18 protein-coding genes are annotated in these 20,752 nt (G+C 51.0%); 10 read left to right on the top strand and 8 right to left on the bottom strand.

Annotation, left to right across the window (positions count from 1 at the left end; all coding sequences use genetic code 11):
* Nucleotides 1–8 precede the first annotated feature (8 nt).
* The 6 genes from ACO0LI_RS17680 to ACO0LI_RS17655 form a co-directional block, all read right to left on the bottom strand.
* The gene (locus tag ACO0LI_RS17680; RefSeq protein ID WP_423034160.1) at nt 9–413 is read right to left on the bottom strand and encodes a hypothetical protein; all 405 of its coding nucleotides are present in this window, start codon (nt 411–413) and stop codon (nt 9–11) included.
* Between the two features lie 752 nt (nt 414–1,165).
* Nucleotides 1,166–1,537: a VOC family protein gene (locus tag ACO0LI_RS17675; RefSeq protein ID WP_423034158.1), complete on the bottom strand. Its 372-nt coding sequence runs from the start codon at nt 1,535–1,537 to the stop codon at nt 1,166–1,168.
* 190 nt (nt 1,538–1,727) lie between these two features.
* Entirely contained in the window at nt 1,728–2,159 is a 432-nt protein-coding gene (locus ACO0LI_RS17670) for a hypothetical protein (protein ID WP_423034156.1), read from the bottom strand.
* 26 nt (nt 2,160–2,185) lie between these two features.
* Nucleotides 2,186–3,718, bottom strand: a complete 1,533-nt coding sequence (locus ACO0LI_RS17665; protein WP_423034154.1) for an ankyrin repeat domain-containing protein — start codon at nt 3,716–3,718, stop codon at nt 2,186–2,188.
* Nucleotides 3,719–3,872: 154 nt separating this feature from the next.
* Entirely contained in the window at nt 3,873–4,325 is a 453-nt protein-coding gene (locus ACO0LI_RS17660; protein WP_423034152.1) for a DUF6714 family protein, read from the bottom strand.
* A 96-nt stretch (nt 4,326–4,421) separates the two neighbouring features.
* Nucleotides 4,422–5,321, bottom strand: coding sequence for a LysR substrate-binding domain-containing protein (locus ACO0LI_RS17655; protein ID WP_423034150.1), 900 nt, complete (start codon nt 5,319–5,321; stop codon nt 4,422–4,424).
* Nucleotides 5,322–5,450: 129 nt separating this feature from the next.
* Here ACO0LI_RS17655 and ACO0LI_RS17650 point away from each other — a divergent pair, with 129 nt between their 5' ends.
* The 3 genes from ACO0LI_RS17650 to ACO0LI_RS17640 all read left to right on the top strand — a co-directional run bounded on the left by ACO0LI_RS17650 (nt 5,451) and on the right by ACO0LI_RS17640 (nt 7,033).
* Nucleotides 5,451–5,792: a carboxymuconolactone decarboxylase family protein gene (locus ACO0LI_RS17650; protein WP_423034148.1), complete on the top strand. Its 342-nt coding sequence runs from the start codon at nt 5,451–5,453 to the stop codon at nt 5,790–5,792.
* Nucleotides 5,793–5,795: 3 nt separating this feature from the next.
* Entirely contained in the window at nt 5,796–6,200 is a 405-nt protein-coding gene (locus ACO0LI_RS17645) for a tautomerase family protein (protein WP_423034146.1), read from the top strand.
* A gap of 254 nt (nt 6,201–6,454) precedes the next feature.
* Nucleotides 6,455–7,033 carry a DUF4865 family protein gene (locus tag ACO0LI_RS17640; RefSeq protein ID WP_423034144.1) on the top strand — a complete coding sequence of 193 codons (579 nt, stop codon included), beginning with the start codon at nt 6,455–6,457 and terminating at the stop codon, nt 7,031–7,033.
* A gap of 125 nt (nt 7,034–7,158) precedes the next feature.
* Here the strand turns inward: ACO0LI_RS17640 and ACO0LI_RS17635 are convergent, their stop codons facing one another.
* Nucleotides 7,159–10,827 carry a tetratricopeptide repeat protein gene (locus tag ACO0LI_RS17635; RefSeq protein WP_423034142.1) on the bottom strand — a complete coding sequence of 1,223 codons (3,669 nt, stop codon included), beginning with the start codon at nt 10,825–10,827 and terminating at the stop codon, nt 7,159–7,161.
* Nucleotides 10,828–11,365: 538 nt separating this feature from the next.
* On the opposite strand from ACO0LI_RS17635, the gene ACO0LI_RS17630 reads away from it, so the two are divergent.
* The 5 genes from ACO0LI_RS17630 (at nt 11,366) to ACO0LI_RS17610 (ending at nt 18,988) form a co-directional block, all read left to right on the top strand.
* The gene (locus ACO0LI_RS17630; protein ID WP_423034140.1) at nt 11,366–12,205 is read left to right on the top strand and encodes a YdaU family protein; all 840 of its coding nucleotides are present in this window, start codon (nt 11,366–11,368) and stop codon (nt 12,203–12,205) included.
* Nucleotides 12,206–12,277: 72 nt separating this feature from the next.
* Entirely contained in the window at nt 12,278–13,492 is a 1,215-nt protein-coding gene (locus ACO0LI_RS17625; RefSeq protein ID WP_423034138.1) for a hypothetical protein, read from the top strand.
* Complete coding sequence (locus ACO0LI_RS17620; protein WP_423034137.1) at nt 13,492–14,166, top strand: hypothetical protein; 675 nt, start codon at nt 13,492–13,494, stop codon at nt 14,164–14,166. The genes ACO0LI_RS17625 and ACO0LI_RS17620 overlap by 1 nt, the downstream gene beginning before the upstream one ends.
* A 212-nt stretch (nt 14,167–14,378) precedes the next feature.
* Nucleotides 14,379–16,898, top strand: coding sequence for a beta-1,3-glucanase family protein (locus tag ACO0LI_RS17615; protein WP_423034135.1), 2,520 nt, complete (start codon nt 14,379–14,381; stop codon nt 16,896–16,898).
* A gap of 410 nt (nt 16,899–17,308) precedes the next feature.
* On the top strand, nt 17,309–18,988 hold the full coding sequence (locus ACO0LI_RS17610; RefSeq protein ID WP_423034133.1) for an MAC/perforin domain-containing protein: 1,680 nt from the start codon (nt 17,309–17,311) through the stop codon (nt 18,986–18,988).
* A 95-nt stretch (nt 18,989–19,083) separates the two neighbouring features.
* Here the strand turns inward: ACO0LI_RS17610 and ACO0LI_RS17605 are convergent, their stop codons facing one another.
* Nucleotides 19,084–19,287 (bottom strand): hypothetical protein, encoded by a 204-nt coding sequence (locus ACO0LI_RS17605; protein ID WP_423034131.1) that lies wholly within the window; start codon nt 19,285–19,287, stop codon nt 19,084–19,086.
* Between the two features lie 234 nt (nt 19,288–19,521).
* On the opposite strand from ACO0LI_RS17605, the gene ACO0LI_RS17600 reads away from it, so the two are divergent.
* Both ACO0LI_RS17600 and ACO0LI_RS17595 read left to right on the top strand, forming a co-directional pair.
* The gene (locus ACO0LI_RS17600) at nt 19,522–20,073 is read left to right on the top strand and encodes a hypothetical protein (protein WP_423034129.1); all 552 of its coding nucleotides are present in this window, start codon (nt 19,522–19,524) and stop codon (nt 20,071–20,073) included.
* Between the two features lie 127 nt (nt 20,074–20,200).
* The gene (locus tag ACO0LI_RS17595; RefSeq protein WP_423034127.1) at nt 20,201–20,539 is read left to right on the top strand and encodes a hypothetical protein; all 339 of its coding nucleotides are present in this window, start codon (nt 20,201–20,203) and stop codon (nt 20,537–20,539) included.
* Nucleotides 20,540–20,752 lie beyond the last annotated feature (213 nt).

Below are 20,752 nucleotides of genomic sequence, written 5' to 3'. Positions count from 1 at the left end.
CAAGCGGCTCAAGGTGTTTTCGCATTGGCAGGCTGGGTTACACCTGGCCGGGCGCAAGTTTCTGCCACCTCATCCTCATACCAGACTGACAGCACGATAGACAGACAAAAGCTGAGCACCAAAAACACAGATGCCTGCCCCAGCCTGCGCCATTTGCTCACACCCGGCCAGGTGCCGAGTATGAACGCACCTGATAACATGAACAGCCATTGAAAACCGGCAGAGATCATACCCAGGTCAATTGATGCTATCGTCGCGCCCACCCCCGGGTTTTGCGCGCAGCCTGCCTGATGCAGATAATCGATGGCGCGTTCCAGTGAATAGAGCATGAGACAGCACAGCAGGGATATTCTGATCCACGGGAGCAGATGTTTGCGCCTGGTGCCAGTTGGTGATGTGGGTATGCTGGTCATGGGACAGATTAAGTTGATCGCCTTTGCATGCACATGCATGGCTTGACACATGGCAGGCAACAGGAAAAAAACGCAATATAGCATCGTTTGGCTCAATTGATATTGCCATCAGGCGCAAGTGTGCCTGGCAGGGCGTCATTGTGCTAATGAACTGAGCTGCGTACTCCAGGGCTGATTTGTTGTTCGCTTAAAAGACCTTGAGCTTATTGCTGACTAAGACCTCAAACCCGTCATGCCTGACTTGATCTGGCATCCTGCGGCTTTGGTTATGTACGGATGCAGGTATTCAGGAATGAGAAGCTGCGCACGGTTTTGCATAGATCATCAGCAATTTGAAGTCTGGGTGTAAAGACACTAGATGCCAGATCAAGTCTGGCATGACGGGTTTGAGGGGAGTGGTTAAAATGGATTGCAGCTTGTTCAGTTCCGTAATGTAGGGCGCATTGTAATGCGCCGCATGTATTTTCAAATACGGTATGCTGCATTTATGTCTGGCCTGAAACAACTTTGCTAATTTCCTCCGCGCTTGGCTTTTCAAGAGCAAATATGCTTCCCTCCATGCGATGATGTCATACGGCGCATTGCAATGCGCCCTACGCTTATCTCCTTGCTGACATTGCTGTGATACAGGCACGCGGTTTTGACATCATTATTATTGCCCGCGAGACTAGCCGGTGCGCACGGCGCACCCTACTGAATGCGCCTATGTGCTGGGTTTGCCGTTAGCAAGATAGAAACCGGGTTCTGCAGCATTAACTTTTTGGCGGTTCCCACAACTCCACACGGTTACCCTCAGGGTCCATGACCCAGCCGAACTTGCCGTATTCTGATTCATCTACTTTGGCATCGACATCGCAGCCTTCGGCGCGCAAGGCGGCGAGCAGGGCGTGCAGGTCATCGACGCGGTAGTTGATCATGAAGGGCTGGGTGCTGGGGGCAAAGTAGGTGGAGTCTGCCGGGAACAATGACCAGGCAGTTTTTTCTGTGCCGTCGCCATTGGCCTTGAATACGGCACCGCCCCAGGGGCTGAGTTCAAAACCGAGATGATCCTGGTACCAGGCGCTTAATGCTTGCGGGTCTTTTGCCTTGAAAAACACACCGCCTATGCCAACAACACGTTTCATATTGCCTCCTGAGGATGGATTTTTGAAATAGAATTGAATGAATTAAACTGTCTCCCCCCAAAGATACTACATGAGCATCTAATCCTACGCAAATCGGGCCACAAGAGATCGGCATAAAATTTACGATGGGATTTGCATGGAAAGGGATTCATAGTTATCGACCCAGCCAAAGCGTCTGATTAAACGGACGCTAGTAGTCTGGTATGTCAACTATGCGCTCGATGCAATTTTTTTCGGATATAAAATCTTTCCAATGCAAAATTGCAACCATATATTTATCTAAACTTATCAAGCCTGTATAGATTTCTTGATCCGTTTTATTACATTGAATAAAAAAAGTAACTCCAGTCGATTCGATACGTGCTTTGCGTATTTCATATTTGTCGGAAAGAATTTTTGATGTGGATTCTTCTTTTTTGATCAAATTAATAATTCTAATTGCGTTATCACAATCACTGATACTTTGAATGACATTGGTGATATGTATGGCAAACAAACCTCTTGGGTCCCAATACCCGTTGACGGTGGGGTTTTCTAATTGAGCACTGGCATATGGCTGTAGTTCTTCCATCAGCTCGTCGTTCTCATCCCATGCTTTTGCGCGTACAAAGTGCAGTTTCACGATATTGTCTCGTTCGGTAATTCACATCACTGAAACTTGATCGTAAAACTGGCCGGGCGGAAGTAGTCTGCGCCCATGCCTGATCTGGGCACGGTGCCTATCATCATGGCTAGTTCCTTGCCTTTGTACTGTGCCAGGGGGACTGGGTTACGGTCGTTGATAAATTCGGTGACGTTGTAGCTGTATTCATTTCCGTTAGTGCCTTTTGTGCGTTGCGTACCGGTCTTTTCATCGGCTTTCTCGGTATAGCTCAGTTCTTTGGTTGCACCGTCGAATAGCCATTTGCCTCGTTCCTGAGCAATTTTTCCGCAGGACAGGTATTTGCTGTCGTCGGCTGACGCGCCAACATTGAAAGGGCTGAGGGTGTCAGTCCTGAAGTGGATGTCTTTGGCATGTTCAAACAGGCTTTTGTCCTCGGCACAAATCAACCTGAATGAATGCTCGGGGTTGATTTGCATGACAATCTTGAATGGTGTTGTTTTGAGCTTGATGACGGCATTGTCGGTGAGTTTTGTCCTCTGGCCGTTTTGCTCTATCCAGGCAGACCATTTGTAGTTGCCTGTCTTTTCCAGCGCCTGGTCTATTTTTGTTTGTAGCCAGCTGGTAAATGCGGGATTGTCTGCAGGCGCGTATTGCAGCAAGGCTTTGTGTATGTCACCGCCAAATATGACTTCTTTCTGCGGCAAGAGCGGGTCTGCACCTCTGGCCAGCAAGAGCTCGACAATGTCTTTGTTGGCTAATAAGGCAGCTAACGATAGTGGGCGATAAACATCATTGCCGCCATTGGGGTTGGCGCCTGCATCAAGCAGTTTTTTGATGAGGGCGATATCCTGTGTTTGAATGGCGCTGTTCAAGGGGCACAAGGGCGTGCATACGTCTGCACGGGCACCGTTCTTGAGCAGTGTATCGATCATTTCTGATTCTTTGAAAATGGCGGCCCTGCGCAAAAGGGTAGAGCCATCTGCCAGTTTGATGTTGATGTTACTGCTGTTGACTATGCCAGCTTTTAAGGCTGCATCCAGCGCTGCCGGGTCGTAGATACGGCTCAGTTCGCGCCGGGTAGTCAGGGTATTGTCGGTTTTTAGATCATTCAAGCCGGGCAAGGCTGTCAGAGCATACTGGTCCAGCCAGTTTTGCGGATTGATGTTTTTGGGGAAATCGCTAGGCCCTGTTGATTTCATGAGCACCATGACCCAGGTCTTGCTGGCAGGATCAAGTACGGGCTTGCTGATGGTGGAGTTGCGCTGGTTGTTGACGATGTCTTTCAGGTAAAGCGGAACAGCAGGCAAAGGCAAGCGGAAACTTTGTTTGCTGATAGCTTTGTTACCGACGCAGGCATATGGATTTTTGTCACAGGCAAGTGCTGCCGCTTCACTGTCAAAACGCAGCAATTCGTATTGATATTCAGTACCGTTGAAATAAGAGATGGCTTCTGCCCATAGCAGTTTTTTATCGTCCAGCGTGTAGGTGGCGGGCAATTGTGCCTGGCTGGCTGCAGCCAGCAAAAGGCCGGAGGCAAGTATCAAGGCAGAGACTGGGCGCAGTTTGAGAATAGGCATGGGCAGATGGTAAAAGATGCAAAACGTACATCATATCTGAATTTGAAAACGGGATTTATCAAATTCTTGATTTAGGCCAAAAATCTTCCAGGCATGTCGAGCAAGCTGTTGCCAAAAGCGATAAACTCAAAACGAAGCGATATCGGATCGCAAGCTAATCATGTCTATGCGCTTCATCCAGGAAATTTAGAATGGTTGCGCATTCCCTGCTGAGCATGCCCAGCTCCCTTGCTTTAACAAATACGATATAAGAGCGCAATGCGTTTCTCTGCTTGGCGTTCAACATGGTAACAATAGATTGAGTCTGATAGCGATCGAGTCTGTACAGCATTCCCTCAACATTGACATCCGATACCTCAGGCTCTTCGATGTCGGCAATCATGTAGGATGACAGATAGTAGGCAAATGCCTCATCGGTAAAAAATGTGAGCGCATGAGTCAGACGCCGCAGTTGTGCCGCATTGTGGCCTTGCCATGATTTGCCGGTAAAGTAGGCGGCCACGCCTTCGTCGTCGTAAGTAGGCTGGGAGATATTGCCGGGCTCAGGTGGCGTCGCATTTTCCCAGGCGGATCGTATCATTGTGACGAGTTCAATTGCTGTGAGCATGGTGCTATAGATTTGAAGGTTGATTTAATTCATAAACTGGCGGTGTTGCGTCATGGAGCAGTGCTGCAATAGCTGGCGTTCAGCCCGGTACGGCCTTCACGCCGCCCTGAGCTGCTGCCCCATCTCTTCTTCCATCAGCGTCTCCACCATAATCTCACGCAAACGCTGCACGGCCATGTGCGGTTCAGCCTCAAGGCGGTGCAGGCTCAGGCCCAGCATGGGCAAGGCGGGCAGGGCGGGGTTGTCGATAATGCGCAGGTGTTTGGGCAGGCCAGCGGCGGTGCGCACGGTGACACCCAGACCTGCGGCGACGGCGGCCCAGATGCCGGACAGGCTGGGGCTGGTGAAGGACAAGCGCCAGGGGATGTTGGCATGGTCGAGTGCACTGGTGGCGCAGCTGCGCATGAGGCAGGGGGCTTCAAAGGCGACCAGTGGCAGGGGTTCATCACAGGGATAGCTGGCTTGCAGTTGCGGGTCTGCCGCGCCTATCCAGTGCATGGCAAAGTTGCGCAGGTGTTCGCTGTGCGGGGTGCTGATGCCGCCATCCCAGGTCAGCGCCAGGTCTAACTGGCCGCCGGTGATGAGGTCAAGCAGGGTGGCGTTGCGGGCGATTTTGGCTTCTATCCTGACCCTGGGGTGGGCGCGGGCGAAGCGGCCCAGCACATCAGTGAGTATGCGCTCGCCAAAGTCTTCAGGTATGCCCAGCCTGATCCAGCCTTCGAGATCAACCCCACGCACGGCGGCGGCAGCTTCATCATTAAGTTCAAGCAGGCGGCGGCCATAGGCCAGCAGGGTTTCGCCCGCAGCCGTGGGCAGCATGCCACGGCCAGACTTGCGCAGGATAGGGCTGCCGACCTGGTCTTCGAGTTTCTTGAGCTGGGCGCTGACTGCAGAGGTGGAACGGCCCAGCCTGTCTGCCGCCTTGGCAAAGCTGCCCAGCTCTATGCCAGTCACAAAGGTGCGCATGACATCAAGGTCAAAGGTGATCTTACTCACTGGCTTGCTCCTTTTGTTTATCTTTTGTCCATCCCGATTTTTGGAATGATGGGTTTGAAATTATCTGATTTTATGGATGAAGATAGTCGGGTATCTTGTACTTGTCAATAACGCTTTTGGAGTCGCACCATGCAAATCCCCAGCACCATCGCCCGCGAACTCATGGGTGACATCGCCCCCAAGTTTGCCGAGCTGACCGACACTGTTTTATTCGATGACATCTGGCAAAGGCCGGGCCTGGCCGCGCGTGAACGCAGTCTGATCACGGTTGCCACCCTGATTGCGCTGAACCGCAGCGAGCAATTGCCCTTTCACATACAGCGCGCGTTGGACAACGGCATCACCCATGCAGAGCTGGTCGAGGTCATCACTCAACTGGCGTTTTATGCGGGCTGGCCTACGGCGGCATCGGCTGTCACCGCGCTGCGCCAATTGTCTGCGAAACAAACTACTTCAACATCAAAGGAGTAAATCATGCCCATGAGCCGCGTATCCCTGTTAAAGGGTAAATCACCTGAATACCTGCAAGCCTTGTCGGATGCTTTGCATCAGGCACTGGTAGAAGCATATGAAGTGCCACTCAAGGACCGCTTCCAGATCATCCATCAGCATGAAGTGAATGAACTGGTGTTTGACCGTGATTATCTCAGCCACGAGAACAAGCCAAGGTCGGACGATTTTGTACTAATACAGATCACTGCTGGCCGCCAGCGCAGTGCTGCGACCAAGGCGGCGTTTTACCGCAGGCTGGTGGAGCTGCTGGGAGTGTCGCCAGGTATCAGGTCTGAGGATGTGCTGGTCATTATCAATACTACCGCAGCTGAGGACTGGTCGTTTAGTGGTGGTGTGATGTATGACGGTGTGGCGCGGTATGAGTGAGGTTTTGTAATTACGCAGGTTGGGTCGGGTTCGATAATTTTGTAGGTCGGGCCGGTTTCGTAGGTTGGGCTACGGGGTATCAGCCCAACACTGGGCCTAAGCAAACGTATACGTCATTGAAACGCCGAGTGTTGGGCTGGTGAGGCGTAGCCCAACCTACAACGCGCAGCCTAGCGAGGCTGGCCCAACCTTCGACAATTGCAATCTACAAGAAAAAATTCCCCATCAAACTAATCGCAAAAAGGACACCCAACATGATCGCCATGCAATACAACTTCACCCTTCCTGCCGACTACGATATGGACATCGTGCGTCAGCGCATTGCCAGCAAGGGGCATCTGCTGGATAACTTCCCCGGCCTGGCTTTCAAGGCCTATCTGCATGCGAGTAAAGGCCAGGAACCAACGACGTCCAGCCATAATGCATATGCGCCTTTTTACCTCTGGCATGACAATGAAGGTTTGAATAATTTCATCTGTGGCGATGGCTTCAAGGCGGTGTCGCAAGCCTTTGGCTGGCCTGCGGTCAGTCAGTGGTCGGTGTGGCATAGTTATGTGGATGCGCAGGTGCGTAGCGCGACATTTGCTACGCGCGAGATCAGCCAGATTGCGGCTTACACAGATCTTGGCGCTTTGCGCGAGCTTGAAATTGCCGCCGTAAAAAACATCAGCCAGCAAGCCGGTGCGCTGGCAACGCTGGTGGCTTTTGATCCGAATGCCTGGACACTGGTGCGCTTTACTTTATGGCGTGATGCCTCTGCCGCGCAAGCTGCAGGTTTGCCTGATCATGTGCAGGCGTATGAAGTGGGGCATGTGTCGGCCCCAGGGCGCTGATCTTGTGGGCCCTCACGCGCCCAAATGAGTTTCAACTGCAAGGCCTGGCATGGTTGCATGGTTGGTCAGGCCAGCACGCTCTGGCAGACGTGCTGTGAACCTGATTCTGGCGCGAAGTAAAATGCTTATAAGCCCTTGGTATTTTTAATAAAGAGCTTGATTATATCGACGCGTGCCTGGATTTTCGGTGGCAGCGACCCTGTGCGCTCGGCAAGCTGCACGATTTCTGCATAGACTTGCCTGACCTTGGGCAAATCCTTGTTGAGCATATGAATGCTGGAGAGCAGGGCAAGATCGTCGATCAGGTCTTGCTGCTCAGCTTCAGTGTCCTTTGCCAATTGCCTGCGGACAGCCAACGCTGCATTGATATGTTCCTGAGCATCTTTGAGACGCCTTTCGGTAAACTCTACGGTCGCCAGGCTGTGGAGTATTTTGGCCAGTTCAGCTTGCAGGGCAGGGCTTAATTGCTTTTGCTCCTGCAGCAGGGTACTGGCTTCACTAAAAGCTTTGATTGCTGCTGAGGCTCTGTTATCTGCCTCGTTGAGCAAACCCAGGCCATACAGGGCCATCGCAAATTCATTGGCAGTGTCGCTGCGTTGTGCGTAATCCAGGCGATAGATACTGATTGCTTCATTCAAAAAAATACGGCCCTGTATCAGGTCTTTGCCGATGATGTTGAACGTGCCCAGTCTGGCAAGCACCCATGCCAGTTTGCGCTTTTCAGTAGCCGGTTTTTTGTCAATTTGCTGGCGGCAAAGTGCGAGTATTTCTGCATACATCTTGCGGGCATCATCGATACGGAATTCTTTCAGATTGAGCTCACCCAGTTGTGACAGCGTAAAGATCAATTCATCCGTCAATTCTGGTTTTTGCTGTACCAGTTTGCGATAATTGGCGATAGCTTCTTCCATCAGAGGTCGCGCCAGGACAGTCTTTCTCTGATTGTTGAAGGCCATGGCCAGCCTGACTTGTACCGACGCAAGATCATGCAGGTAAAGCGGTTCTCTGGCAGCAAGCGGGCGGTAGATAGCCAGAGCTTCAGTGAACAGTGCTTCGGCCAGTTGTGGCTTGTTATTCAGATTCAGGTAGCCAAACTGGCTCAAGACGCTGGCAAGCTTTTTCGCATACAGCTGCGCTGAAGCTGCATCCTTTGCCGAGAGCTTGCGGTAATTGGCTGCCGCTTCTTCCAGCGCGGTGTAAGCTTCTGCATTGCGTTTTTGCGTCAGGTCTATCTCTGCCATGTTGACCAGCAAGCTGGTCAGTGGTGGCAAATAAGTGTCACTATCTTTTTTAAACAGTTTGCGGTAAAGGGCCAGGGCTTCGCCATAGGCCACATAGGCTTTTTGGGTTTGCTTGTTGACGAGCGCAGCATCGCCGAGGTTTAAATAGCTGACGGCAAGATTGTGCGTCAGCTCAGGGTATTTTTCTACCTGCGCGCCATACATGCTGATGGCTTCTTCAAGCGCCTGCTGTGCCTCTTGATTTTTACGTTCATTGTAATAAATCAAACCGAGTGACAATTGCGTACCTGCCAGTCTCCTTTGATAATACTCTGGTGTTTTGGCAGCCAGTTTGCGCCAGTTAACGACGGCTTCTTCATAAATCACACGCGCCTTGTCGCTTTGCCCTGTCTGCTTGTAGATATCTGCGAGCTCATTAAGTGTTGCTGCAAAGTTGGGCCTTGCCTGGTCGGCATAGCTGGATGGTACCTGGCGATAGATAGTGGCGGCTTCTTCATAGGATGTTTGCGCTTGTGCCTGCTTTTTTTCTAAAACATTCAGATCGCCCAGGTTTTTGAGTGTGTCACCATAGGCATACAGGGTATGGGCGCTCTTCTGGCTTTCAGTGCGGTAGATGGCGATGGCCTCGTCAAGCGCCTGCCGCGCTTCGGCATATTTTTTGTCATTCTTGTAGCTGATGCCAAGATTGGAAATACTCAGGGCAAGTTCAGGCTTGAATCGGGGTTCTTTTCCTATCGCAGTACGGTAAAAATTGACGGATTCCTGATATGCCTGTCTTGCATCTGAATATCTGTCTTCGTTGAAATGCAGCACGCCCAGATAAAAATAGGCGCTCGCCAGCCTGGATGTATAAGTGTCAGCATCTTTCTGGATTAACTGCCGGTAATTGGCGACGACCTCACCGTAGGCACCAATTGCCTTGTCAGACAGCCGCATTTGCCGGTACAAGTCACCCAGACTGATGAGCGCAGTTGTCAAGGCAGGCAAGGCTGGCAAGACCTGTGCTGACTCTGTCGCCAGCTCTTGCTTATAGACGCGGACGGCTTCTTCATAAGCTGCCTGTGCCAGCGCCAGCTTGTTCTCTTTCTTGTTGAGCTCAGCGTAGCTCTCCAGTGTCACGGCATAGCCATGCAGGGACGCCGGATTGTTTTTTATATCTTCCTTATAAAGGGCAATGGATTCATCAAAAGCCTGGCGCGCTTCAGGGTTTTTATTATCAAGTTTATCGATGAGGGCAATATTACTCAGGGCTAAGGCAAGCCCGGCATTGAACCTGGCTTCTTTTAATGCCGCAAGGCGGTAAAAACTGACTGATTCTTCATAGGTTTTTTTTGCTTCTGCATATTTTCTATCATTATGTAGAACAAAGCCCAGATTAAGCAGCGCATTGGCCAGCTTGGGTGTGTAGGTCAGCGCATCTTTCTGGCTTAGCTGGCGATAATTGGCGATAGCCTCAGTAAATGCACTGATTGCTTGCGCTTGAAGATTATTTTGCTTGTAAATGTGTGCCAGTTCTATGAGGGACGCTGCAAACGATGGACGGGCCTCGTCAGCGTAACTGGCAGGAATTTGCCTATAGATATTGGCTGCTTCTTCGTAGGATGCTTGCGCCTGGGCCCGTTTGTTTTCGATGGCATTCAAATCTCCCAAGCTTCTGACGGAGTTGGCATACACATACTGGGTATGGGCGCTTTTTTGCTTTTCAGCCTGGTAGATAGCAATGGCTTCATTAAAATTTGCCCGTGCTGCAGCGTATTTGTTGTCGGCTTTATTGGTGATGCCAAGATTGGACAGGCTGAGCGCCAATTCCGGTTTGAATTTTTCTTCTCTTACTACCGCAAGACGGTAAGACGCAATCGATTCTTCAAACATCTGCCTTGCTTCAGGAAGTTTTTTCTCCTGGTACTGAACCACGCCCGCATGAAAAAATGCGCTGGCCAGCCTTGGCGTGTAGGTATAGGCATCTTTCTGTACCAACTCGCGATAGTTGGCGATGACTTCGTTATAGGACGCCAGCGCTTGCGAGCGCAGAGCCTGTTCTTTGTCATGATCTGCCAGGCTATGCAGGGTCGAAGTCAATTGCGGCAAGTAAGCATCACGGTTTTTTTCTACCTGCAGACGGCTGACGGCAACTGCTTTTTCAAAATAAACCCTGGTCTGTGGCCAGTTTTTTTCTGCCTGATACAGCAAGGCCAGATTGTAGCGCAGCATGTACAGGTGTTCCTGGTAGGTTTCTGCTTTGCCTGCCTCTACCTTGTTACAGAGTTCCAGCGCTTCTTCATAGGCAACATGCGCCTCCTGATAGCGGTTTTCCTTATGATAAATAGTGCCCTGCCGGATGATGGCCGTGATCAGCTGGGGCAGGTATTTACCGGGGTTTTCTGTTGCTTGCTTGCGCAAGTTATTGGCCTCTGTTTCAGTGGCAGATAACTGCTTTTTAATCTGAGTGCTGGTAACGGTCGCCTGTTTTTCAGTAGAAGCCAGGGTGCTTGGGCTATACATGGCAGGCAGCGCCAGGGCAAGGCAGAACAGGGGTTGAAATTTAACCGGCATTATGTTGTCGATGGTGGAAAATGAACCAGCTAGTATTGTACTGGGGTGCAGGTAAAAAAGCTTGGTTTCGGGAGTTGGGCCATGTTTTTTCAGGGTTTTTCTTAGACCTGGTCTGCGTTTTAAACTGACTTAAGAAAAATTTGGTGGATGCGTGCAGTTTGTGTAACATGCATCATTGCGGGGAAAGTGTATCTTAAGCTTATCTTCCGGCAGGCTGGCGTCACTACCTGGTTTTCTGAACAGCGTTTTTACACAACATTACCGCGTGCAATCAAGGCGCGCATTCAAACTACGCATCTACGCGACGTTTTAACACATCTCGCAACGCGCCTGGCCGCATATCAATTCGCGTTGCTTTTCAGTTTGCACACATATCATTTTCCGCACGGGTTGTCCTGACCTGTGCCTTACTATTTTTGTTAATGAGGTTTTCATTGAATATTCTAATTCAAGCGTACAGTCACGCCCGGTCATTTGCAGGGCTGACCATTTATTTTGCATTTCGCAGCTACAACAACAATGCGAGAGGAGGGCGCGCATGAATTTTTATCCCTTCCACCTGGGCGATTATGCGTCCCACACCCGTCACCTGAGCTTGCTGGAAGACCTGGCCTACCGCCGCATGCTGGACCTGTATTACACAACTGAAGCAGCTTTGCCAGCCGACCCTGAAAAAGTCGCACGCTTGATAGGTATGCGCGAATATATGCGTGAAGTGGCAGATGTCTTGTCTGACTTCTTTGTGATCTCAGATGCAGGCCATACGAATAGTCGTTGTGAAGAAGAGCTGGCCTTATACCGGGCCAAAGCCGACCGTGCCAAGTCTGCCAACAAAGCACGCTGGGGCGGTGCCAGGGCAGGCTTGGTTGCAGAGCCAGATGAAGAATTTGAGCAAATCGGCATAGGGAAAACACTTCATGCAAACGCTCCACCTCTGAAATCAGAAACAAGATCAGAGACGAAATTGCAAACTGCACAGATCGCAACCAGTAACCATGAACCAGTTACCAGGAACGATAAACCAGTAAACAGTCAACCAATAAAAAAAACAAAACCAAAATCAAAAGCTGCGGTCACGCCGCAGCAGTGCGATGAATATTTTGAATATGCATGGGAAGATTATCCTAAAACATCTGCCTGCACCAGAATCGCCGCTTACCAGGCCTGGAATGCCCGCCTGGCAGAAGGAGCCAGCCCAGTCCACATGTTTCATGGTGCCAGTTGTTATCGCTCTTATGTTGAAGACAAGCAAGTGGAGCTGGATGCCGTGATGCATGCCAGCGTGTTCTTTGGTCCTGAACAACATTATCTGAGAGATTGGGAGGCACGCCCCTTATGGACGAATGAAGAGACTTATTTTGATGAAGAAGAATATTGACGCTTAAGCGCATCATGCACGCAGAAAGACAGGCGTAGGAAACGATAGACCATTAACATCATAGAGGATGACATGATAAGAAACACCTACACAGGCAGGGATGGCTTGCCGTATTTTTTTCCAGTTCTGGATGACGATCTGGCGGGTTTGCCAGACAGCGACAGCAGTTCACAAGCTGATATCCCTGTATTCCAGGCAGATCGGCGACTAGATCAGGAGCAGATAGTTTCTTGGCCGCAGCAGGATATACCAATAAGGACAGACGGTATGAACGACAGGGGTGATCCCTTGTTGTTGCGTGGCAGGCAGCAGCCGGATTTACCCTTCAATAGCTGGCAACGCAACGAGATGCGTGATGTCGAGCAGGAGCCAGCCTCATGGGGTGAGTACGATGGGCAGTCTATGGATGCTGCCATGCGTTCCAATGAGCAAGGCCAGGGAGGGGCTGCGGCAGGATATACGGGGGCCGACGTGCTGCAAAAACATAAGAAACTTTTAGAGTTGCCGCCACCAGGGCTCACACGCGAGCAGGAAGTGATATGGTTGCAGCGTCAGGTATTCAAGAATGACCTGGGTTTGGATATTAGTCGTTTACCTGAGGTGGATTATGCTGACTTTGCCAGAAAGGGAAGTAAATACTATTCGCAAGTCTCGCCTGAAGATATAGGAAAAATCCGCGCGAGAATTGCTGCACATATAGCAAATAGTCCAGAACCCACACCCAGCTCCATACGCGAATGGAATGGCGCACAGTTGGGTAATTTGCAAAACCTGAACATTACTGATAACGTACTCTCTGCCAAGGCTGCACTGGAATGTATAGGTACCGTTCCTGATTGTGATCTGGCTGTCAAACAACTGAATCTGATTAATGGCAAAGACGGTAAATACGGCATGAATGTAGATTTTCATCTCGCGCAAAAAGATGAGTCCGTTGCATTCAAAATGAATGTGATGGACGACGAGGCCTTCAGAAAAAAGGTCGCAGAGAACAGCAGACTGCCTAAAAATACCGGTGGATACTGGGACAGCAATGAGTTGACGATGTATCTGCCTCGTGGCCGTAATTTCAATGTCACCGGGCATGAAATCCTGCATGCCTTGGGACGTGGTCACGACGAATTCAAATATATCGATCCTGCAATGCGGCCCGGCATTATGTCTTACGCTTCAGATATTATCCGTTCACCCAGACCTGTAGAAAGAGACTATAAAATACTGGTCGATAATTATCGCGATTATCCGGCCAGGGTGCCCCGCAGCATCTGGGATTTTTGGAGGAAGTAATGCTACCCATCATTGTTTATGAAGTCCCCAATTTATCCTGTGACGTCGCAGCGGTTGAGCAAGTGCTGAGCGCCAACGTTATGGCGCAATCGAGCTACAAGCTGGACAATGGCATGACGCTGGTGCGCTGTCTTTCCAAGCCAGATGCGTTTGTGGTCAGCAAACCTGCCATCAAACAGGGCAAGGCTTGCGTGTTTGATGAGGTGAGCCTCAAATGGGAGAACCGGGCCTGGCATTTTCGCGAAAGCGAAAGCAGGAAATATGCAGCCCGCATCAATAGCAAAGGTCTATGTCCGTCCCTGGATTATCGTGAGCAGTTTTACCCCGGTCAGCAATGGACAGAAATCCCTCCTGACATGACGCTGGAAGTTTCGATGGAGATCAAGAACCTGGCCGAACGCAGTGGCATAGCCCTGTTGCGCAAGGCAGGTTTGCCATGGGAGCGTTATAGCCGCAACGCCGATGATCCATCTTTGCTGCATGTAGCTGCCGTGCATGAGGTAAAGACAGAGCGATGCCTCAATGAATGGGACCGTATCTGGCCATTCAACAAGCCTGTGCAGTGCTACCAGGCAATCATGGGCAGGGATTTTTCTTATGTTGAATGGATGGCGTTTGCCAGATACAAGGATGGAAGCATACGTTTCAAGGGGACCAGCATTATCATTGCCTGAGATGTTGCTGCCAGGGTTGCCACTCATCAGTTCTCTAAGGGAAGGATTTGGCGGCGAGCAGCATGGATGTGTCGAAGTTGTGTTTTGACCATAAGATCAAGCAGATTTTTTGTGTTTTGATCATGTAGAATAGGCAAGGATATTGCGTCAGCCGTGGTGGGCTTGCCGCCTGCCTTTTCTACGATGTCACTACATTCTAGGAGCGTTTCCTCATGTCTTCCTTCCCCATTCAATCAACCGTCCCCGTCACGATCACCAATAATTCGCCCGCCAATAATGACAATGTCTGGGTGACGGTATATGGCAGCCTCATCATCAATCCCGGCAACAGCCAGACTCCGGCGCAGGGTGCCAATTATTATCTGGTGCCACCAGCGGCAGGGCAGACGCAGGTGGTGCCGACTGCCGTAACTGATCTGCCGCCGCCAGGGCCCAATTCGCCAGATGGCGTTATCCTGCCGAGCTACACACTGACGCAATGGGGCAATAGCCTGAGCCTGCCTGCACCGGCTTATACGGGGGATGCAAACGGCAACAACAACCAGCAATATTCGGGGCGTATTTTGATTTCTGTCGGTGCACCCACGCAGGCTCAGGTATCGGTCACATCCACACCTGCCTCAGTCTCGTCACCGAGCCCGGCCAGTGCGCAAGACCCGAGTACTGGCACGTTTTATGATTTTCTCGAATTTACCGTGGCCTCGAATTCCAATGGCAGCATCAATGTCGATATTGATACCTCACAGGTCGATGCCTTTGGCCTGCCTATGCAATTGCAGTTCTTTAAAGATGCTGCTGCGACCCAGACTTACAATGACAATTTTACGGGTGACACCACCGCCGGCAGCGATCAGGTGACCAGCCTGGGGCCCAGCAATGGCCTGGGCCAGGGTGTGCCTGTGACTGGCAGCGGCATTGCGCCAGGCAGCGCAGTGGTCAGTGTGCCTGTGGGTGCCAACCCCGGCAGCATGACGCTGAACCTGCCAGCCACTGCCACTGTCAGTGCTGCAGCCCTCACTGCCGTCCTGGCCGGGCCCGTCGGCGTGGTTGGTGTGCGCGATGATATTTTCAATGGCAGCGACATGAGTAATTTTGCGACCTTCATCAAGGAGCAAAGCAACAAGGGCAACGCCAGCCCTTTCATGGAATGTCTGGGTGCTGCCCCCATGCGTATCGTCTCGCCCAAGGACATTTGCGAGAACCCCAATGTGGCCGCCAGCGATGCGCTGAACAATTATTTCAATGCTCAGGTCGATAATTTCTTTTTGCAATACTTCAGCAGCCCCGCCACATCAAGCCCCGGCGTGCCAGGCAATGGCGGCGGCAATACCTTCAGCCTGCAATCCTCAGCCTTTGGCCAGCCATTGACTTATAGCGGCAGCGTGGCTTTGCAGACCGATGGCAGCTATGCGCTCTCACTCGCAGACGCCAGCGGCACCGACAGCAATACCTACACGATTTACTACCCGTTCTCGACACAAAATGTACTGGCTGACTACACGCCGGTTTTCCCGGTCGCTGCGCCACCTGCATGGATCAGCGCCGCCATGGCCAAGGAATCTGCCTCGCAAATGATCTTCGCCTGCGATGCCGTGTTTGCTGACAATACCCTGCGTGGTTTGAGCGGTGCGGCACTGGCGGTGCAGGGTGATCTGGAGAATTCTGTTTCTGCCGCCTTCAACCGTGGCATCATCCTTAATGAGCCATCGACCTGGGGCGACAGCAGCACCTGGTATCCAGATAGCCAGCCCTTCAACTACTGGGTTAAATACTGGCATCAGGCTGGCCTGACCGAGAGCGGCCTGGCTTATGCTTTTCCATACGACGACAAGTTTGGCAGCAGCACCAATATCCAGCAAAGCAGTGTCGGCAATGTCAGCATCATCCTCAGCACCTGGGGCAGTACACCCATGCCGACTGTGACACTGACAGCACCCACCAGCGGCACCCAGGGCGGCAGCCTGCAACTTGCTGCCAGCGTTGCAGGTAGTGGTGCGACTCCAACGGGCAGCGTCAGCTATTTTGTCGATGGCTGCGTCATGAGCAACACCAGCAGCCAGACCAGTGTAGTACTGGCAAATGGCCAGGCTGCAGCCGCCAGCTTTACTGTTCCCGCCTTGCCTGATGGTGCCTATACCCATAGCTATACCGTCACCGCAGTGTATTCAGGCGACAGCAATTACCAGCCTGCCGTTGCCACCCAGACCGTGCAACTCACAGGCCCCAGTGGTGATTTTTCCGTCAGCCTCAACCCGCCACAATTCCCGGTTGGCACCACTGTCAGCGTCACCACCGTGCTGCCAGTCGCGACAGTCGCTGGCACGCTGGCCTTGAATCTCATCGATTCATTACAGAACGTGGTCGCCAGCGTCGCCGCCTTCAGCGTCAGCAGCCCCAGCAATGTCACGCCCTTTGACATTCCCGCCAATGTGCTGAGTTTTATCGGCATCGTCACCAGCGGCAACAACCAGATCACTGGCGTCAGCAGTACCAATGACCTGACCCCTGGGCAAGTGCTGACAGGCACAGGCATACCAACAGGCACGACGATAGTCTCATTCAGCCCCGGCACGATCACCATGAGTGGTAACGCCAATACAGAGGCCACGGGTGCAAGCACCACCATCACATCCAATGCGGCGCTGGTGGGCTATGCGGTACAGGCGATATATGTACCTGCAGATAAAAGTGGAAATTTGACGGGGCAGATTAATTTTTCGTTTCAGAGCTAGGGGGTAAGTCGCAGCTTGGGTCAGGCTTTGCACTGCCCAAGCTGCTGTTAATGCAATCTGGTTCTCCGCTGTTTGCAGCAATGCCAATGTCAATCAAACTCTCGCAAAGGAAAATCATAAAAATAGGTGAAGAATATGCAAGTAAAATTATGTTTTTGACATTGTTAATAAGGATACTTATGCCTCATGCTGTCAGAGCTTGTTGTTCAGCCCAGGTTTGTCAATAAACTGGCTGATCAAGACGGACAAATGATCGCGGTGTGAACGACCCTGGTGATGGCACCCGCGGCTTGCATGTCCTTAGAGCGCGCAGTCACTTGTTTGACATGGACGAATGGCTGCGCCATATGCTCATTGCGTCAAGCGAGTGTCAATTGATCTGTCCACGGCAGCATTCCAAGGAAACCAATATGAGCTCAGCATCATCAACACCGGCGAGTTTTATCCTGCAGTCTTACAATGTCTTCAATAATAATATTGCACAGTCGCCCAACAATATCCTCAATTTTCTGCAAGACTACCGGGGCAAGGTGATAGACCCGGCACAGATTACCGAGCAAACCAGTCAACAAGAATTTTCTTCGCAGACCGACAAGAGTAATTCATCGGTTGAAACAAAATCGAGCTTCGCTGTCTCCGTTGGTATAGAGGGCAGTTACAGTTTCTTCAGCGGTTCTGTGCAAGCCAACTACAACAAGGAAACTTACCAGTCATCTACCGCATTCAATTTTGGTTTCGGCGCCACACTCAGATGCGGCAGCGTTTATTTCAATCACAGCAGCGATGTGGAAGTGATCAAAAGCTATTTGACGAGTGGCTTGCTTGCAGACTTGCAAGGTATAAACTCATTGGCGAGCGCAGCCAGATTCACCGATCATTACGGCACCCACCTTGTCCTGGGTGTCTATCTCGGTGGCGCACTGTATGTCAGTATAGCTGCCAATACCACCAGTGAAAGCAGCAAAACCAGTATGGACCTGACGGTTACTGCACAGTATAAAAGCGTCGCCAGCGTAACGGCAACGGCAAAGGTCACCAGCAGCCTTGAGAGCACTTATAAAACCGACCAATACCATTCTGAGGTTAAAGCTATAGGCGGCAGCAGCGCTGTTGCCGCCAACATGGATGTTAATGACCCCAAAACCTATGCAGCCTGGGCTGAAACATGCACTGCCAGCACGGTATCAGGCGTCAGTCAGAGTAAAGAATTCTGGGAATTGGCAACCGCTGGCAGCACCGCGCAAAAATTCCTGCAGCTCTATGTGCAATTGAAAGTTTTGATGCAGAGTATTAATTATCCATCCTACTTCTCCAGCACGATCAGTGTCCTGCCTCGTCAGGAAAACCTGGTAGAAGTCACTGTTGGTCAAGACTACAAAATCATATCTGGCGGTGTTTCGGTAACGACAGGCAGCCCCAACTATTTGCTGGGTTGCTACCCCAGCGTAGATCAAAACAAGAACATCACAGGCTGGACAGCAGCTTCGCATGATCATAGTTTCCCTGCTGATCCTGGATCACAGACATTGACATCCTATGCCGTTGCCATCTATGACCCAAGCAACTTGCTCAAGGTCGGCCTCACTAGCGCCAGTGGCACTAATCCAGGTATCGGGGGCGACACTGCCACGGCCATAATCGGTGACAACTTCATCCTGACAGGCGGCGGTGCACAAGCCAACTGGACCGGAGGTGAATGCAAATTCCTGATGCAAAGCTACCCGAATGCTGAGGTCAGCGCCAAATCCTGGACAGGCATGATCCATGACTATGGAGATGCAGCTAATAACGTGCCGCTGAAGGTATATGCAATTGGCGTGTATTCAGAATATCTGAGCATCACATCGCAAATTACCAAGCAACCAATCTTTAACGTCCAGCACGGCAATGCCGTGGCAAAAGCAGTCACCGCGATTGCAGGTGGTGGTGTCAGCGTCAGCAATGTCAAAGGCATGGGCAACCTGGTCCAGAGTAATGCCCCTTCGTCTGCGCAGACCTGGTCTGAATATAACTCCGACATGGAAGGTAATGTGTCACCGGGCGATGCCACTGCCTATGCAATCCAGTTAAGCGCCAGCCTGCATGCTTAAATCCCTCATCACGCAAACTTTGCGTGAGTAAAGATACGTCATGCACGCCGCCAGCGGTATGCTTGACGTATTGATGCAGGGGTATCGCCCAGGCATCAGGGCCAGGTAATACCACAGGTATGGCACTGTTCGTCAACAAAAATGGTCTCGCGGCAGGCCGTATCACCAGTGCTGATGGCTTGCGCATAGAGCTTGGTATCTTCAGCCCAGGGCAATGGCAATGCAGACGCTACAGGTGCAAGCACCGCCATTACATCCAATGCGACGCTGGTGGGATATGCGATACAGACTGTGTACATGCCAGCCGTAGGTAGCGGGACTTTGACGGGGCAGATTAATTTTGCGTTTCAGGCATGTTGATAGATCGCATAAGATGTGAGCAATCATATGCACAATACAAGACCTCTATTTTGGTAAATTGACCCATGCGAACTTATTTACTCCTGCACCTGACCGCAAAAATCTTGATTGGGTGCGTGATTGGTTCAGCGCTTTGCACACCTGTTTACGCCGGAACTTCTTTAACTGCCTGCGTGTCCCGCACTAATGACCTGGCTTGCGCGCTATTCGCAAGCCGGATCAGTGGGGCTGCCGTTCGCACCAAACCAGACGAGATGGCAGAGGTCTCTTTTCGTCTGGCATTGGGGGAACTTGTCCGTATCAACTGGAAGTTAAGCAAGACCGCGGATAAGCAATGGATATATGTGGGGATGAAGTCACAAGACCCCAATAACATCTCACCATGGGGCTGGGTCAGGTCACAGGATCTGGCAGGGGAAGAAGATTTTCGTAAAGTAGTTAACTGCTGGCCGTTTGCCTCTATTTTCGACGAATCACAGGTCGATGCCCCTGTTCTGGATGTGAAGTTTTCGCGTGCTGGCAAGACCGACTCCGCGAAAATCAAGGCCTGGTCAGTAGGGAATTTAATAAGAATAGGCGTGAGCCGTCGCGATTCTCTGGTGTATGCTTATGACCCCGACATGTTCAGGCTTACTCATGCTGGCAGCGAAGAGCGTGGGCTGAATGTAAGTCTGTTTGATCCGCCATTATTGCCGGGCTGTGCCCGCATCCAGATGCGTCGTTAGGCAAATCTGCGGTCAGTAGCAGCATTCCTATAATCAGACCGAAAGTCGGCATGATGCAGACTTTTCTCACCCCATGTCCTGCTTTAATTTTTAAAGTAATTTATTATCGAAAATCAAGAGATTAATAATGAGCGTAACAGCAAGCGTGAAGACACCACTGAATGATCAAGAGCGATTATTCAATGTTCCTGTTTGTAGCGAATCATGGTTTCGTGACGTAATTTTTCCGATTGCAAAAGCCCACAATTTGTCACTGATAGATGACTGGGGTATCTTTGTCAGTATCCAGCATGAAAACATAAACTTGTTCGTTGGCGAATTGAATACGCTTTGCGATTGCATTGAACAGCTGGATAATTTATCGACTCAGGCAAAGCAGCATACTCTCCAAAGATTGAACATCTTGTCATTTGAGACGGTGAGAATGTTAAAGACAAGGAGTGATATTGTTGTCCTTATTGGATAAGCTGGCGAGGTCAGTCTGCACTCTCAGCGTAAGTCCGATGTATTCCAGTCCGCAACAATGTGGGAATGATTTTAATATGGGATGATGAGGCGTGACGAATTCGTAGTCTGAGTCTCATTAATCCCGGTAGATTCTGCGCAATTACTACTCCCTGCATATTCTTTTCCCACTTGCATCACCCCACTTCGATCGGTATCGTTTCACCCATGCGCT

The sequence above is a fragment of the Undibacterium sp. Tian12W genome (genome assembly GCF_049339405.1).
GTDB lineage: Bacteria > Pseudomonadota > Gammaproteobacteria > Burkholderiales > Burkholderiaceae_D > Undibacterium.
The sequence above is the reverse complement of the archived record's forward strand: the minus strand, read 5'-3'. Positions and strand labels throughout refer to the sequence as shown.